This window comes from Paracoccus seriniphilus (assembly GCF_028553745.1).
GTDB classification, from domain to species: Bacteria; Pseudomonadota; Alphaproteobacteria; order Rhodobacterales; family Rhodobacteraceae; genus Paracoccus; species Paracoccus seriniphilus.
Genome location: NZ_CP067129.1, coordinates 1,850,742 through 1,866,151, shown reverse-complemented (window position 1 = coordinate 1,866,151; position 15,410 = coordinate 1,850,742). Strand labels below are relative to the sequence as shown.

Here is a 15,410-nt window from a genome sequence, read left to right as displayed (position 1 = left end):
CGCGGTTAACCCGAAGTTCAGTCTTTCGCACTATCACGAGCCGCGGCTCTGATTTGTGGAAGCATGATGCGGGTTTTGCTTGGAACATTCGCGATACTGGCAATGGCGCTGGCGGCAGGTGCTGCCCCGGTGCCATTGCCACCCGATGATTTCGACGCAGCGCAATATGTTGACGGCGCAGGATGTGTTTTCCGCCGTGAAGAAGGGCGCTGGGAACCTGTGACCGACAGGAACGATCAGCCGATCTGCGGATTTCCCCCGACATTTGCGGATAGGGAGGATGATCGGACCGCCGCAAGAAAGGATCCGGAAGATCTGCTGGCCGGACAGCTTGCCGCCGACGCGCGTCAGGGTGAATTTCTGGCAGATCCCCGTGCCAGGGAAACACGGGCTGAACCTTTGTCTGAGACCGTTTCTTCACCTGTCTTGACCGGCATCGATGCTCTGGTGCGGCAAGGAGGATGGACGCTCACGTCGCAAGGGCCGCTGGCAAAGAGAACATGTGACCTGTTGGGATATGAGGCAGCCAGTGCAGATGACCTTGGCCTTGGTCAGGACGTCACACTGGGGCTGTGTCGAGGGATGAGCCTCGATTTGCCAGCCACCGCTTATGTCGATACGCCCGCCCGAGAGGTCGAGCGTTCGGACGAAGATTCCAATGTACGCGTTCGGGCAGCGCCCTCCGGATCGACCCGGGAATATCCGGCAAAACCACAAGAGCCAGACACGTCAGCTAGAAGCGCGCAAGCATCGGCAGGGAGGGGAGATGACGAAATAGAGATGATTCCGCCGACGGCGCGATATGTGCAGATCGGGGCCTATGCGGATGAACAGAAGGCACAGGCGGTCATGCGCCGCGTTGCAGACCTGGGCTACAGTCTGGCGCAAAAGCGGTTGCAGCAGGACAAATCCGAGATCCGTCTGGTCTTTGTCGGCCCATTCGCCAATCGGCGCGCGTTGATCGCGGCACTCAATCACCTGCGGTCCACAGGATATCCTCAGGCATTTGCCCGATAGAAAATGCTCTGATGGTTGGAAAACTCTTGGAGGTGGGTACCGGAATCGAACCGGTCTTCACGGATTTGCAATCCGGTGCGTAACCTCTCCGCCAACCCACCGCCGAACCAAGAGTTTCTGCGGTTTAGCTTCTTCGGCGCGGCCATGCAAGACTTCTTGGCAGAAGAAATTGGCACAAATTTCCTGCATCGGCACGGGTGTGCCTTTGCAACCGCCGCAGAGGCAGATCACCCTGCCAAAATGCATTGGGCGGGTAGGTGAATTCTGGCGGTTTATCGAAGGAAAATGCGCAAGCAGGGACGATTTCCATGCAGACATGCATTTTGAAAGTCCCCATTCTGGAGGGCAGGGCGCTGTGAACCGCCCCGCCCTTTGTGTGTTACAGCAACGCTTTCGCGCGCTCGACAACGGCTTCGACAGTGATGCCGAATTCCTTGTAGAGTTCAGGGGCAGGAGCCGAGGCACCAAAACCCTTCATGCCGATGAAGTCCGACTTCTCTTCGCGGCCACGTTCGCCCAGCAGCAGCCAGTCCCAGGGTTGGCGCACGGCGGCCTCGATGGCGATCCGTACGGTGCCGGCGGGCAGCACGTCCTGACGATAGGCCGCAGGTTGGGCGCGGAACAGTTCCATCGAGGGAACCGAAACCACGCGGGTCGGAGTGCCGGCGGCCTCGAGGGTGTCGCGTGCGTTGACGGCGATCTCGACTTCGGAGCCGGTTGCCATCAGCACGACCTCGGGCTTGCCGCCGGTCGCATCGCGCAGGACGTAGGCACCCTTCGCCGACAGGTTTTCGTCCAGATGGGTGTTGCGCAGGGTCGGCAAACCTTGCCGCGACAGCGCCATGACCGAGGGACGGTTGGTCTGGGTCAGGGCGATTTCCCAGGCTTCGGCCGTTTCGACCTGGTCACAGGGGCGCAGCATCAGCAGGTTCGGCGTCGCGCGACAGATGGCCAGATGCTCGACGGGCTGGTGCGTCGGACCATCTTCGCCCAGTCCGATGCTGTCATGGGTCATGACATAGACGACCGGCAGACCCATCAACGCCGAAAGACGTATTGCGCCACGGGCGTAATCGGTGAAGGTCATGAAGGTGCCGCCATAGGCGCGGAACCCGCCATGCAGCCAGATGCCGTTCATCGCGGCGGCCATGCCATGTTCACGGATGCCATAGTGAATATAGCGACCCAGGCGGTTTTCAGCCGAGAAGATCCCCATGTCGGGGGTCTTGGTGTTGTTCGATCCGGTCAAGTCCGCCGAGCCGCCAAAATTCTCGGGCATGTCGGGATTCAGAACCGCAAGGGTGTTTTCGCTGGCCTTGCGGGTGGCGAGCTTGGGTTTCTCTGCGGAGGTCTTCGATTTCAGGGCAGAGATATTCTCTGCCAGTTGCGCATTGGGTTTGTTTTCAATGCGACGGGTGAATTCCTCGCGGCTGTCAGTGCTCAGCGCGTTGACACGGGTTTCCCATGCGTCGCGGAGCTTGGCACCGCGCGCGCCGATTTCCTTCCAGGTGGCAGCAATATCCTGGGGAATTTCGAAGGCAGGCGCGTCCCAGCCAAAGGCTTTGCGCGTTGCTGCGATCTCTTCGGCGCCCAGGGGCGAACCATGCGCCTTGGCGCTGTCGGATTTGGTGGGGGCGCCGAAACCGATGATGGTCTTGCAATCAACCAGAACCGGGCGACCGTCATCCACGGCAGCTTCGCTCAGTGCGCGGTCGATATCGGCGGCATCATGGCCGTCGCAGGACAGAACCCGCCAGCCCGAGGCCTCGAAGCGGGCGCGCTGATCGGTCTTGTCCGACAGGCTGACGCGACCGTCGATGGTGATGTCATTATTGTCCCACAGCACGATCAGGCGGCCCAGCTTCTGAACACCGGCAAGGCCGATGGCTTCCTGACTGATGCCTTCCATCAGGCAGCCGTCACCGGCGATGACCCAGGTGCGGTGATCGCACAGCTCGGGGCCGAATTCGGCGCGCATGGCTTCCTCGGCCATGGCCATGCCGACTGCGGTGGCAATGCCCTGACCCAGCGGACCGGTGGTGGTTTCGACGCCTTCGACATGGCCGTATTCGGGGTGACCTGCGGTGATCGCACCCAACTGGCGGAAATTGCGGATCTGTTCGATCGTCATCTGCTGATAGCCGGTCAGATGCAGCAGCGAATAGATCAGCATCGAGCCATGACCGGCGGACAGCACAAATCGGTCGCGGTCGAACCAATGCGGCGCCGATGCGTCGAATTTCAGGTGGTTGCGAAACAATACCGTGGCAACATCGGCCATGCCCATGGGCATGCCGGGATGGCCGGAGTTCGCGGCCTCGACCGCGTCCATGGCCAACACGCGAATCGCGCTGGCAAGTTTCCAATGTTCGGGGTCGGATTTGCGGCGGGCGTCGATATCCATGGCGGTCCCTCTGGGCTGAGATGTTTCGTGGGTTGTTAGGGGCGAAGCGGCTCGGTTGCAAGCACTGCGCCACGGGTTCCGGGATGTCCGGGCCGGGGCCGCCGCTATTCTTCGATCGGGCGAAGGGGCCCCAGAGGTCTGACACGCAGGCGGGTGATCCGGTTTTCGCGCCGGGCGACGACCTCGAAGCGGTAGCCATGGAAGGAAAAGACCTGTCCGGGGTCGGGGATCGATTGGGCCATATGGATGACCAGACCGGCGACGGTATTGGCCTCGTCATCGGGCAGGGTCCAGTCCAGTTGGCGGTTGAGGTCGCGGATCGTCATGCCGCCGTCAACCGTGTAATCGCCCTGGGCGTTCGGGGTCAGGGTCTGATCGTCTTCGGTGTCATGCTCGTCGGCGATCTCGCCCACGATTTCTTCGAGAATGTCTTCCAGCGTGATCAGGCCGCGCAATGAGCCATATTCATCGACGACCAGCGCGAAATGCGTGCGCCGCTTGAGGAACTCGCGCATCTGTTCATCAAGCGCGGTGGTGTCGGGCACGAAATAGGGTTTCATGGCGACGGTCATCAGGTCCAGATTGCGCAGGGCATCCAGGCCCGCGCCTTCATGGGCGGCCTTGTTGACCGCGCGCAGCAGATCCTTGGTATGGACCACGCCGACCACGTTTTCGCGTTCATCCTTGTAGACCGGCAGACGCGTATGGGGGCTGTGCAGGACCTGATCCAGAACCTCGGTCGGAGGCAGATCGGCATTGATCATCTCGATCCCCGAGCGGTGGCGCATGATTTCCTCGACCGTGCGATTGCCCAGATCCAGTGCGCCCAGAAGGCGGTCGCGGTCTTCCTTGTGCACCGCGCCGGCAGCATGGCCGATGGAGAGCGCTCCGGCGATTTCGTCGCGAACCGAGAACATGTTCGAGCCAGGGTCCGTCTTCAGTCCGAAGAGCGACAGTATCCCGCGCACGATCACCCGAACCACGGCCACGATGGGCGACAGCAGCCGGGTCACCCAACGGATTGGCCGCGCGACCATGCTGGCGACGGTTTCGGGGGCGGAAATTGCATAGGTCTTGGGCATCACCTCGGCGAAGATCAGCACCAGGACCGTCATCACGATCGTTGCAAGTGCGACCCCGCCCGAACCCAGCATCCGGGTGAACAGGGCCGTTGCCAGGCTGGCAGACAGGATATTGACGACATTGTTGCCCAGAAGGATCGCGCCGATCAGCTTTTCACTGTCTTCGGTGACCTTCATTGCCGTTTCGGCCCCGGCGTCACCCTTGTCGGCGCGCGACCTCAGCTTGGCGCGGCTGGCTGCGGTCAGTGCCGTTTCCGAGCCGGAAAAGAACCCTGACATCATCAAAAGCACAAAGATTGCCGCGCTGGTCAGCCAGAAGGCGGCGTCGAACATACTCGAAGGGTCGTCCATGATTCCTTAACGTTCGCTGTCGGTTGGGGGCGCAGGATGCGCAAGAGGGTGATGGTTCAGGACCAGATCGCGCATGCGCGCATCCAGAACATGGGTATAGATCTCGGTCGTGCCCAGATCCGCATGGCCCAGAAGGGTCTGGATGCTGCGCAGATCTGCGCCACCCTGCAACAAATGTGTGGCAAAGGCATGGCGAATGACATGCGGAGTGACGCGCGACGGGTCGATTCCGGCGGCAATGGCGATATCTTTCAGCAATCGGCCAAAGCTCTGGCGGGGCAGATGGCCCGCAGCGCCGGGAGCGGGGAACAGCCAGCGCGCGCCCTGGCCCGCGATCAGACGGCCAAGGCGGCTGTCCTCGGGCGCGTTGTCGCGACAGGCAATCCAAGCCGAGAGAGCCGCGCGCGCAGGCGCGGTCAGCGGCACCATGCGGTCCTTGTTTCCCTTGCCGCGCACCATCAGCACTGCGGGGTCCCCCCGGCAAGAGGCGACGGGCAGCATCACCAGCTCACTGACCCGCATGCCGGTGGCATAGAGCAATTCCATCAGGCAGGCATTGCGCAGCCTCTCGGGCTCGTTTCGTCCCAATTCGGGAGCGGCGGCCAGCAGCGCATCCACTTCCTCGGTCGAGAGTGTCTTGGGCAGGCGTTTGGCCCGTCCCGGTCCCGAAATGCGGATCGCCGGATCATCATCGCGCCAGCCCTCTTCCAGCGCAAAGCGACAGAACTGCCGGATCGAGGAGAGGCGTCGGGCTCGCGTCGCGCGTGACAATCCCTGCGCATCGCAATGGGCCAGATAGGCCTCGATCTGGTCGCGGGTGATCGCCTTCAGAGACAGCCCGCGAGATGCCAGCCATTCGACCAGATCGCGCAGGTCGCGCCCATAGGCCATCAACGTGTTCTGTGACGAGCCAAGTTCTGCGGCAATGGCGTCAAGAAAGGTCGATATTGCCCGCAAGTCTGAATGGCTCATTTCGGTGCCTCCGTGAACCGGGGCAACAGAGCCAATTGGGTTGCCGCCAGAGTGGCATCCTTCTGCAAGCCCAGGGCGCGCAGCATCGCCAATCCCTTGCCTGCCCGCAGCAGATCGCCATCCATGCCGGCGTCGATATCGCTCATGGCCTGCAGCAAGGCTTCTCCCTGGCGTTCGGGAGGGGTGGATTGCTGGTCGCTGGCCAATTCGTCTGGGATATCGACGGGCCGTGGAACCGGCAGGCCTTGCCATTGACGCAGCCAGATCGCCATGTCGCCCGCCTCGCCGGTGCCATCCGCGGGCATATCCTCGGCCACCATCGCGGCCAGCACATGGGTCATGCCGTTGCGCCGGAACTCTTCAAAGGCAGGGGGCAGGGCGGTCAGCGGATTTCCCGCCGCGATGGCGGCTTCGAGCGTGCGCATGACGCCAGCGCGTTCCCAGACCCCTCCTGATGCGGCAGGTTTCTGTTCGGTATAGATGCCGCGCAGGATGGAGGCCGGAATGGCATTGGCCCGCGCCAGCCTTTCGGCGGCCTCTAGCCGGGCCTTCCAGCCGTTGTTCATGCGCAGGTCGGAATGCGCAAAGGCAATGGGCAGCGGCCCGGTGGGCAGGGGCTGGCCAATGGCCTCGTGAATGCGAAATTCCAGGGGCGTGACCCTGTCCGAAGGCGTCAGGCTTTCGCCCCCATCGACAAAGGCATCATCAAGGAAATGCGTCAGCAACAGGCTTTGTTGAGCGTTCAGAAGCCCCAGAGTTTCGGCACCGCGCAGGCTGATGGCCGCGGCGGCCCAATCGCCGGTCTGCGCAAGGCAGAAGATGCGTGCCGAAAAGCTGGGTGCGACGCCGGGCGTGTCATCCATCTCGTGACAGGCGCGGCCTTCCTCGCCGGTCAGCAGGGCGATGTCGAACAGACGCCGGAACACCTCGGGATCACCGGGGCCGGCGGACAGCAACAGCTGATCCGCCGGGGTCAGCGCGCCCATGTCCAGCAGGCGATCGGCGCGGGCCAGAAACAGTTTGCCCCGCTGATCGGTCTGCGAGATGGCGGGGGGCGTCAACTGCGCTGTGAGAATCCGGATCAGCAGGTCTGACATGGCAGGAAGACGGGCGGGAGTCTGCAGCACCAGCCTGGCCAGTTCGCCCGGATCGCTGCCTGCCCACAAACCGGCGGGCAGCCCGGCCCGGCTGGCGGTGATGATTCCGGCGGCGTCACGATCGACATCGGCCAGACGCGATACCTGCACCGGGCTGACCGCGCCGCTTGTGGCCACGGGCAATGTCGAGGGCTCCATCGATGGGCGCGGTATCGGTCGCCATGCCGAGCTTTCGCGTGCCGGTCCGCGCACGCTGCCCGACAGCCAATCGCTGGCCGACAGCGGCTGCTGCGCTGATCCTGCCCCGGCAAAGGCGGATATGGCCACTACCAGCAGCGACGGACCCAGCCTGAATGGCAGAGGGCCTCGTCCCGTTCCGATCCGGGCGGATCTATCAGTCACCCGGCACCTCATTGCCGACGGGACTGCGCACTTCCTGCCGCAGCGGCTCCATGTCACCCAGATAGGCATATCCGACCAGACCGATGAGCCCAGCCAGAATCAATACCACCAGAAGCTTGATCAACCGCATGAAAATTGCCTCGTTCGCCCTAGATTTCATCATTTTCCGGCGGCTCGGGCGCCGGTTGAGTTGGAATATATATGGCAATTGCCGAAAGATCACGCCATTCAGTCACCCGAATAAAGGAGGGCGCGGATGAATCATCGGCTCAAGCGTCATATCGTTCTGATCGGGATGATGGGGGCGGGAAAAACCGCGATCGGGTCAGAGATCGCGCGACGCTATGGCGTGCGTTTTACCGATATTGACGCCGAAATCGAAGCGGCAGCGGCAATGACGATCAGCGAAATCTTTGACCGCGATGGAGAAGAGTTCTTTCGACGACGCGAAACGCAGGTCCTGTCGCGAATTCTGGCCGGTCCGCCGGCAATCATTTCCACGGGTGGTGGTGCCTGGATGCGGCCGCAGAATCGCAAGCTGATTGCCGATTCGGGATTGTCGGTCTGGTTGAACTGCGATCTGGAGACGCTGTGGCACCGCGTTCGCCAACGCAGCACCCGGCCGTTGCTGAAAACGGCCGATCCCAAGGGCACATTGGCCAGGCTGATCGAGGAACGCTATCCGGTCTATGGTCTGGCCGATCTGATCTTCCACTCCCAAGGTGGCGACAGCGTCGAAGCATCCGCCACGCGTCTGATCGCCGAAATCCGTGCCGCCGACCCCGATCTGCTGGAGCCGAAATGACAGATACTACCACGATTCATGTCCCGCTGGGCGCGCGCGCCTATGATGTCCGCATTGGCGCTGGATTGATCGAGCGCGCCGGGCCGGAAATCGCGCCGTTGCTGTCGCGTCCGCGCGTCGCGATCGTCACCGATGAGACCGTGGCGGGGCTGCATCTGGCGCGTTTGCAGGCCGCGCTGGCCCGCGAAGGCATTGCCTCCCAGGCGCTGACACTGCCCGCCGGTGAAGCCACGAAAAGCTGGTCCCATCTGACGCGGACGGTTGAATGGCTGCTGGAACAGAAGATCGAACGGCGTGACATCGTCATCGGCTTTGGCGGTGGCGTGATCGGCGATCTGGTGGGATTTGCTGCCTCGATCTTGCGCCGTGGCGTGCGTTTCGTGCAGATCCCCACATCGCTGCTGGCGCAGGTGGACAGTAGCGTTGGTGGCAAGACCGGCATCAACAGCCCTCATGGCAAGAACCTGATCGGGGCGTTTCATCAGCCCTCGCTGGTTCTCGCCGATATCGCGGTACTGGATACGCTGACCCCGCGTGACTTCCGGGCCGGCTATGGCGAGGTGATGAAATACGGGCTGCTGGGGGATGAGAAGTTCTTTGGCTGGCTAGAGGAAAATGCCGTTTCGCTGAAGGATGACCTGGCGCTGCGACAGGAAGCCGTGGCCCATTCGGTCCGGATGAAGGCGGGTGTCGTGACACGTGACGAGACCGAACAGGGCGAAAGGGCGCTGCTCAATCTGGGCCACACCTTCGGACATGCGCTGGAGGCCGCGACGGGGTATTCCGACCGGCTGCTGCATGGGGAAGGTGTCGCGATTGGCTGTGCACTGGCATTCGATCTGTCCGCGCGCATGGGGTTGTGCAGTCAGGAAGCGCCCAGCCGGGTGCTGGAGCATCTGTCCCAGATGGGCATGCCCGCACGGCTGAGCGACATCCCCGGCGATCTGCCTGATGATCAGGCGCTGATCGGGCTGATGGCGCAGGACAAGAAGGTCGTCGACGGGCAGTTGCGCTTTGTTCTGGCACGCGGAATCGGCAATGCTTTCGTATGCGATGATGTCGAACGTTCGGCTCTGGTCGCGGTTCTGGCCGACGCACGCTGAGGGCCACCGACTTCGGTGCCGTCCCGGGGCAGGAAGCCTTGAGGCCCCCATCGAAGGGACCTCAAGGCTGGATGGCGTTGCCATCCCTCGCGGCGCACCTAGGCTGACCTGCTCCGTGCCAGCATCGATTCTACCATTTCATCGGCGATCACAGTGGTGCTACGGCCTTGCTCGCGCGCGGTGGAAAGCATTTGCGCCACACGATCCGCGATTCCGTCCAGTCTGGCTCGACGCCATGCATCCCCGGTGCCGTGGATTTCGCTGGCGACGCTGATGATCCCACCTGCATTGACCACATAATCGGGAAGATAGGTGATTTCGCGCGCCATCAGATCCTGCGCAACCTCAGGTGTGGCCAGCTGATTGTTGGCCGCGCCACAGACCAGTCTGGCCGAAAGCCGGGCTACATGCTCCGGAGTCAGTACACCGCCAAGAGCACAGGGAGCAAAGATATCCATCTGCTGGTCAAAGACTGCCTCCGGCGCGCAAATCTCGGCATCCAACCGGTCGCGAGCCTCCTGCAGCGCTGTTTGGGCGATATCGGTCACGATCAGACTTGCTCCTGCAACGTGCAGCTTTTCTGCCAGCGACAGACCAACATGCCCCAGCCCCTGAACTAGAACCCGGAGCCCGTTCAGATCATCGCTGCCAAAAGTATCCTGCGCGCCCAGTTTCAGGCAGCGGAACACACCCTCCGCCGTCCAGGGAGACGGATCGCCCGAGGCTTTCGACAGTCCGACAGCATAGCGGGTTTCCTCGGCTGCATGTGCCATGTCCCGAGGTGATATGCCGACGTCCTCGGCGGTATAATAGCGTCCGTACAGCGCCTGCACCGCACGGCCGAAGGCACGCATCAATTCAGGTGTCTTGTTGCGTTTTGCATCGCCGATGATCACCGATTTTCCGCCGCCAAGCCCCAGATCCGCCATGGCGTTCTTGTAGGTCATGCCCTTGGCAAGCCGCGTCACGTCGTCAATCGCTTCTGCCTCGGTGCCATATGCCCACATGCGGCATCCGCCCGCCGCGGGGCCCAGAACCGTCGAGTGCAGGCAGATCAGCGCGTGCAGCCCAACCTGAGGGTCTCTGGCTTCGATCAGCCGCTCATAGCCCTCCGGAGCCTCCAGATCTGTCAGTGTCAGGCCCATCCCGATCTCCTCCCGTATTTGCGAAATTCCTGATGAATTGTCCTTGAGATGGTCTCAGAACACCAGCATCGGTGCCTTTGGCAAGGGGAGGTTCTTTTGAAAAGCCGTGGCGTTGCAGGCGCAATTTTTCGCCGCTACCCGGCCCGCTGCGCGCAACAATTTTCGACGATCATATCTGCTGCGGTCGAACGCACAGGGGAGCGCGAATCACCGGCAAGTTTCCTGGGAGGAGTTGCCTCCTGGAAGCGGGCCGGCGCCGGATGCTCTCTGGCCCTCCATGTGGCCACGGCATGAGTAACGTCTGGTCGGGACAGCCCCTGCGTCTTCTTCTTCGCGAAAATACCCTTTCACGAAGGCCAGTATCTTCCGACGCCGGTCTGCTGATCGGAAAAGCTCTCTGCCCGCAGATGGCGCATGGCCATGGCATTGCCGCCAAACTTGGCCCCGGTTCATCTTGAAGGTCGAATGATCTCCTGATCAGTGACAATCAGGTCCAGAGGCTGGTCGAAGGATTCGGCTGGTATCCGCGGCAGTTCCTGGGTCGAAAAAGCCAGACCGATTGCCGCAGCATTGGAATTGCTGCGCAGTTGCTCCAATGTCCGGTCATAAAAGCCACCACCGTAACCGATACGGTTTCCCCGCCTGTCAAAGCCGGCAAGTGGAACAATCAGCACCTGTGGCACAAGAACGCCGGCCGATTCCGGCGGGTGCGAGGTTCCGAAAGGTCCGCTTTCCAGTTCTCCTCCTGACCAGCGCCGAAAGATCAGCGGCATGCCTTGTCCGGTCACGACCGGCAGGCAGGTCGCACCGTCATGCTGTGCCATGGCCCCGCGCGGATCGGCCTCGCCCCGCATGGGCCAATATCCGGCCAGAATCTGTCCGGCATGGGGCTGCAGGGCATGAACCAACCGGTGATGCAGGGCCTGTTGGTCCCCGCCAAGACGCAGACGCTGCTCGAGGGCCTGCTTGCGCAGTTCGGATTTGGCCGCGGCGCTCATTTTAGCACCGCCGATGCCAGGCCCAGAAAGGCGAAGAAGCCGACCACATCCGTAACCGTCGTCACGAATGTTCCCGAGGCAAGCGCAGGATCGGCGCCAGCCTTTTCCATTGCCAGCGGAATCAATATGCCTGCAAGCGCGGCCACGGTCAGATTGACGATCATGGCGATGCCGATGACTGCACCCAGTGACACGCCGTCAAACCAGAACCAGGCCACGACACTCATGACGATGGCAAAGGCCAGCCCGTTCATCAGCCCGACAATGGCTTCACGTTTGACGACCCGCCAGACATTGCTGCCGGTCAGACTCTTGGTGGCCAATGCGCGCACCGCGACGGTCAGCGTCTGGGTTCCGGCATTGCCCCCCATCGAGGCGACGATGGGCATCAGGACCGCCAGGGCCACGATCTGCTGAATGGTCGTTTCGAAGACAGCGATCACCAGCGAGGCCAGGATGGCCGTCACCAGATTGACCATCAGCCATGGCAGGCGCTGGCGCATGGTTTCCAGCGCGGTATCGGTGATGGCGGAATCCTCGCCGACGCCGGCCAGGCGCAGGATGTCTTCCTCATGCTCCTCGTCCAGAACATACATGGCGTCATCGATGGTGATCACGCCGACCAGACGATCATCGGCATCCACGACCGGCGCCGAGATCAGGTGATACTGGTTGAAGGCATAGGCAACATCGCCCTCTTCGGCATAGGCGCTGACGGTGCGAAAGCTGTCTTCGCACAGATCTTTCAGCGGAACCTCGCGTCGCGATGCCAGCAGGCGGCCCAGGGCCACGTAGCCGATCGGATGGCGGCGCGGATCGACCAGAATGATGTGATAGAACTGTTCGGGCAGCCAGTCCTCGGAGCGCAGGAAGTCGATCGTCTCGCCCACCGACCAATGTTCGGGCGCGGTGACGGTCTCCGATTGCATCAGGCGGCCGGCCGAATGTTCGGGATAGGCCAGAGACTGCTGGACGGCGGCACGATCACTGTCGTCCAGCGCGGCAAGGATCTCTGCACGTTCGGGCTCGTCCAGATCCTCGATCAGGTCTACGACGTCGTCGCTGTCCATTTCCCGCACGGCGTCGGCAAGGACATCGCGGGGCAGGAATTCCAGGACCTCTTCGCGAATCGCCTCGTCGATTTCAGAGAGGATCTCGCCATCGATCCTGTCGGAATAAAGCTGCAGGAATGCGGTTCGCTCGGAGCCGTGCAACTGTTCTATGATATCGGCGATATCGGCCGCGTGCATCGGCTCTAGCAGCGCGTTCAGCCGTTCGGTGTCCTCGGCTTCGATGGCTTCGTCGATCTGGTCAAGCAACTCGCGCCGGGGCAGGAACTCATCCTCTTCGCGTTCGGAATCGGACATGTTCACGATCTTCTTGTCGTCGTTTCGGGGGTCCTGCTGATCGGCCATGCGCCCTCCTGTCCGTCTTGCGGTATTATGCTGCGGAATATGCCTGTTCTTCGGTGTGTTGCTATGCCGTCATGCCGCCGTGCTGACCTGACAATAGCGCCAGCGCGGCCCGGTGCAATTCCGGGCTTGCCGCCGCAATCACCTGTCCGCCCTCGGTCGCCGGGCCACCGGCCCAGTCCGTGACAATCCCGCCCGCCGCTTCGACGACGGCCAGCGGACCTGCGATGTCGTAACTCTGCAATCCGGCCTCGATCACCAGATCGACATGCCCCAGCGCCAGGAGCGCATAGGCGTAGCAATCCAGCCCATAGCGCGTCAGCTGCGCCTGATCGGCCACCCGGCGGAAGGCGGCAGCTTCCTGTTGCGTGCCCAGTTCCGGAAAGGTTGTCAGCAGGGTCGCCCGCGACAGGTCACTGTTCGGGCGTGTCGCAAGATTCTGCTGTCCGGCCCGCGTCGTAAGCCGAGCAAGCCCCAGCCCGCCTTCAAAGCGTTCCTCGATATAGGGTTGGTCGATCATGCCATATCGGATGGTCGAACCATCGCTGAGCCCGATCAGAACGCCCCAACTGGTTGCACCGCAAATGAAGGCGCGGGTCCCGTCGATCGGGTCAAGGATCCATGTCAGCCCGCTGGTGCCGGGTCTATGGCCGAATTCCTCGCCCAGTATCGCGTCCTGAGGGCGACGACGGGCCAGAACCTCGCGCATGGCCTGCTCGGCGGCCCGATCGGCCTGGGTGACCGGGTCGAAATCGCTGGGGCGCTTGTTTTCCGTGATGATGCTTTGGCTGCGAAACAGCGGAAGAATCGCCTGCCTGGCGGCATCCGCCATCTCATGTGCGGTGTCGATGATCTGCTGTGCATCCTGCATCACTGTCCCAAACCTGCGAAAAATGATCTTGTCGCGGGTCTATCCGTTGCTGCGCCGCGCCGCCAGAGGTCAGCTTTCCGGATTTGTGGATCCGACCCTGATTCGACATGGAAACACGGCCACATATCATGGGGATGACAGGGCAGGGGGAGTGATGGGGAACAGCGGGCCAGTCATGGCCCGCCCGCCTTTCAGGCTGCGTCGGACAACACCCGCGCCAGTTCAAAGATCTGACGGCGCTGCGCCTCGGGCATGGCATAATAGGCACGCACCAGTTGCAAAGCTTCCTTGTCCGCAAGGATATCGCCTTCGACCGATGTCGGCATCTCGCCTTCGTGCAGGCCCTCGAAGAAGAAGCTGACAGGGACGTCCACGGCACGGGCAATGTCCCACAAGCGTGACGCGGAAACACGATTCATGCCGGTTTCGTATTTCTGAATCTGCTGAAACTTGATACCGACCTTGTCGGCAAGCTGTTGTTGGGTCATTCCGATCATCCACCGGCGATGGCGGATACGTTTACCAACATGGACATCAACACTGTGCTTCATAACAATACCTCTTACAATCTAAAGAGGCAGTAGCGCAATCAACCTCAATTATCGAGTGTCAACATGGTTAACAAGCCTGTTTCTGACCAAAAAGACAGGTCTGGACATGCAGATTCTGCAATTCGCCTTGATGCAGGAGTCAACTGCGCGCCCCTGGATCCCCCTAACCGGAGAGAATGATGGCCCAAAAGATACGAATCGCATCGGTTGAACAACTGGGGCAGGACCCGGTTCTGCGCAGCGTGGAGATGCCCGAATGCCCGCCAGGGTTGCTTTGCATCCGCATGAGGGCCGCAGCCCTGAACTTTGCCGACCTGCTGAAGGCCAAGGGACAGTATCAGGAGCCGCAGGATCCGCCCTTCCTTGCCGGGCTGGAGGGGGCGGGCGAGGTCATATCGGCACCCGAGATATCTGACCTTGTCCCCGGGGATCGGGTTGTCGTCTCCCATCCCGGCACCATGGCCGAAGTGATCTGCGTGCCCCCCGTGGCCTGCCAGAAAATTCCGGATTCGATGAGCTTCCAGCAGGCGGCGGGCTTTCAGGTCGCCTATGGCACCAGCCATCTGGCACTGGATGGGCGCGCCGATTTGCGTGCCGGTGAAACGTTGGTGGTGCTGGGCGCGGCCGGGGGCGTGGGTCTGACTGCGGTTGAAGTCGGCAAGGCGATGGGCGCGCGGATCATCGCGGTCGCGCGCGGCGAGGGGCGATTGCAGACGGTCAGATCCGCCGGTGCCGACGAGGTGATCGACAGCGAGACCTGCGAGGATCTCAAGGGGGCATTGCGCGCTCTGGGAGGCGTCGATGTCGTCTATGATCCGGTTGGCGGAAAGATGGGCGAGGCCGCCTTTCGCGCCCTGAAGCGGGGCGGTCGTTTCCTGGTGATCGGCTTTGCGGGGGGCGGCGCACCTGCGCTGCCGCTCAACCATGCGCTGGTGAAGAATATCAGCATCCACGGGTTCTATTGGGGTGGCTATCGGCTTCTCGATCCCGGTGCCTTGCAACACAGCCTGTCGCGCCTGTTTTCGCTGTTCGAAGCAGGGAAACTGCATCCGGTTGCGGGCAAGGTTCTGCCGCTGGAGCAACTGGTCGAAGGATATGAGCTGCTGCGCAGCCGCAAATCGGTCGGAAAGATTGTAATATCATTGTAACCAGCGGTGAATGAGGGCGGTTGAGCATTGAAATGCGCTGCCCTGCCGCCAA

General features: G+C 61.9%; 14 protein-coding genes and 1 tRNA gene. 4 read left to right on the top strand and 11 right to left on the bottom strand.

The features are described from left to right. Window positions 1–63 precede the first annotated feature (63 nt). On the top strand, window positions 64–1,017 hold the full coding sequence (locus JHW44_RS09100) for an SPOR domain-containing protein (RefSeq protein WP_089344701.1): 954 nt from the start codon (window positions 64–66) through the stop codon (window positions 1,015–1,017). A 27-nt stretch (window positions 1,018–1,044) separates the two neighbouring features. Here JHW44_RS09100 and JHW44_RS09095 read toward each other — a convergent pair. From JHW44_RS09095 to JHW44_RS09070, 6 genes are all read right to left on the bottom strand, one after another. Continuing rightward, a tRNA-Cys gene (locus JHW44_RS09095) sits at window positions 1,045–1,118 on the bottom strand. A 278-nt stretch (window positions 1,119–1,396) separates the two neighbouring features. Continuing rightward, window positions 1,397–3,421, bottom strand: a complete 2,025-nt coding sequence (tkt, locus tag JHW44_RS09090; RefSeq protein WP_089344703.1) for a transketolase — start codon at window positions 3,419–3,421, stop codon at window positions 1,397–1,399. 104 nt (window positions 3,422–3,525) lie between these two features. Next, window positions 3,526–4,854, bottom strand: coding sequence for an HlyC/CorC family transporter (locus tag JHW44_RS09085; RefSeq protein ID WP_089344704.1), 1,329 nt, complete (start codon window positions 4,852–4,854; stop codon window positions 3,526–3,528). Between the two features lie 6 nt (window positions 4,855–4,860). Further along, window positions 4,861–5,826, bottom strand: a complete 966-nt coding sequence (locus tag JHW44_RS09080; RefSeq protein ID WP_089344705.1) for a site-specific tyrosine recombinase XerD — start codon at window positions 5,824–5,826, stop codon at window positions 4,861–4,863. Beyond that, a complete protein-coding gene (locus tag JHW44_RS09075) occupies window positions 5,823–7,325 on the bottom strand; it encodes a hypothetical protein (RefSeq protein WP_143811461.1) in 1,503 nt (500 codons plus the stop codon). The genes JHW44_RS09080 and JHW44_RS09075 overlap by 4 nt, the downstream gene beginning before the upstream one ends. Then, the gene (locus JHW44_RS09070) at window positions 7,318–7,455 is read right to left on the bottom strand and encodes a hypothetical protein (protein ID WP_179217735.1); all 138 of its coding nucleotides are present in this window, start codon (window positions 7,453–7,455) and stop codon (window positions 7,318–7,320) included. The genes JHW44_RS09075 and JHW44_RS09070 overlap by 8 nt, the downstream gene beginning before the upstream one ends. 126 nt (window positions 7,456–7,581) lie before the next feature. Here JHW44_RS09070 and JHW44_RS09065 point away from each other — a divergent pair, with 126 nt between their 5' ends. Together JHW44_RS09065 and aroB are read left to right on the top strand one after the other, a co-directional pair. Beyond that, window positions 7,582–8,130 (top strand): shikimate kinase, encoded by a 549-nt coding sequence (locus JHW44_RS09065; RefSeq protein ID WP_089344707.1) that lies wholly within the window; start codon window positions 7,582–7,584, stop codon window positions 8,128–8,130. Beyond that, window positions 8,127–9,233 carry a 3-dehydroquinate synthase gene (gene aroB / locus JHW44_RS09060; protein WP_089344708.1) on the top strand — a complete coding sequence of 369 codons (1,107 nt, stop codon included), beginning with the start codon at window positions 8,127–8,129 and terminating at the stop codon, window positions 9,231–9,233. The genes JHW44_RS09065 and aroB overlap by 4 nt, the downstream gene beginning before the upstream one ends. Window positions 9,234–9,331: 98 nt before the next feature. Here aroB and JHW44_RS09055 read toward each other — a convergent pair whose 3' ends face one another. From JHW44_RS09055 to JHW44_RS09035, 5 genes are all read right to left on the bottom strand, one after another. Further along, the gene (locus JHW44_RS09055; RefSeq protein ID WP_089344709.1) at window positions 9,332–10,378 is read right to left on the bottom strand and encodes a Glu/Leu/Phe/Val family dehydrogenase; all 1,047 of its coding nucleotides are present in this window, start codon (window positions 10,376–10,378) and stop codon (window positions 9,332–9,334) included. 449 nt (window positions 10,379–10,827) lie between these two features. Then, window positions 10,828–11,376 carry a 5-formyltetrahydrofolate cyclo-ligase gene (locus JHW44_RS09050; RefSeq protein WP_089344710.1) on the bottom strand — a complete coding sequence of 183 codons (549 nt, stop codon included), beginning with the start codon at window positions 11,374–11,376 and terminating at the stop codon, window positions 10,828–10,830. Further along, a complete protein-coding gene (mgtE, locus tag JHW44_RS09045) occupies window positions 11,373–12,791 on the bottom strand; it encodes a magnesium transporter (RefSeq protein WP_245847164.1) in 1,419 nt (472 codons plus the stop codon). The genes JHW44_RS09050 and mgtE overlap by 4 nt, the downstream gene beginning before the upstream one ends. 61 nt (window positions 12,792–12,852) lie before the next feature. Beyond that, window positions 12,853–13,659 carry a histidinol-phosphatase gene (gene hisN / locus JHW44_RS09040; RefSeq protein WP_089344711.1) on the bottom strand — a complete coding sequence of 269 codons (807 nt, stop codon included), beginning with the start codon at window positions 13,657–13,659 and terminating at the stop codon, window positions 12,853–12,855. A 191-nt stretch (window positions 13,660–13,850) separates the two neighbouring features. Further along, window positions 13,851–14,210 (bottom strand): helix-turn-helix domain-containing protein, encoded by a 360-nt coding sequence (locus JHW44_RS09035; protein WP_089344712.1) that lies wholly within the window; start codon window positions 14,208–14,210, stop codon window positions 13,851–13,853. A 176-nt stretch (window positions 14,211–14,386) separates the two neighbouring features. Here JHW44_RS09035 and JHW44_RS09030 point away from each other — a divergent pair, with 176 nt between their 5' ends. Next, window positions 14,387–15,358, top strand: coding sequence for an NADPH:quinone oxidoreductase family protein (locus tag JHW44_RS09030; RefSeq protein ID WP_245847167.1), 972 nt, complete (start codon window positions 14,387–14,389; stop codon window positions 15,356–15,358). Window positions 15,359–15,410 lie beyond the last annotated feature (52 nt).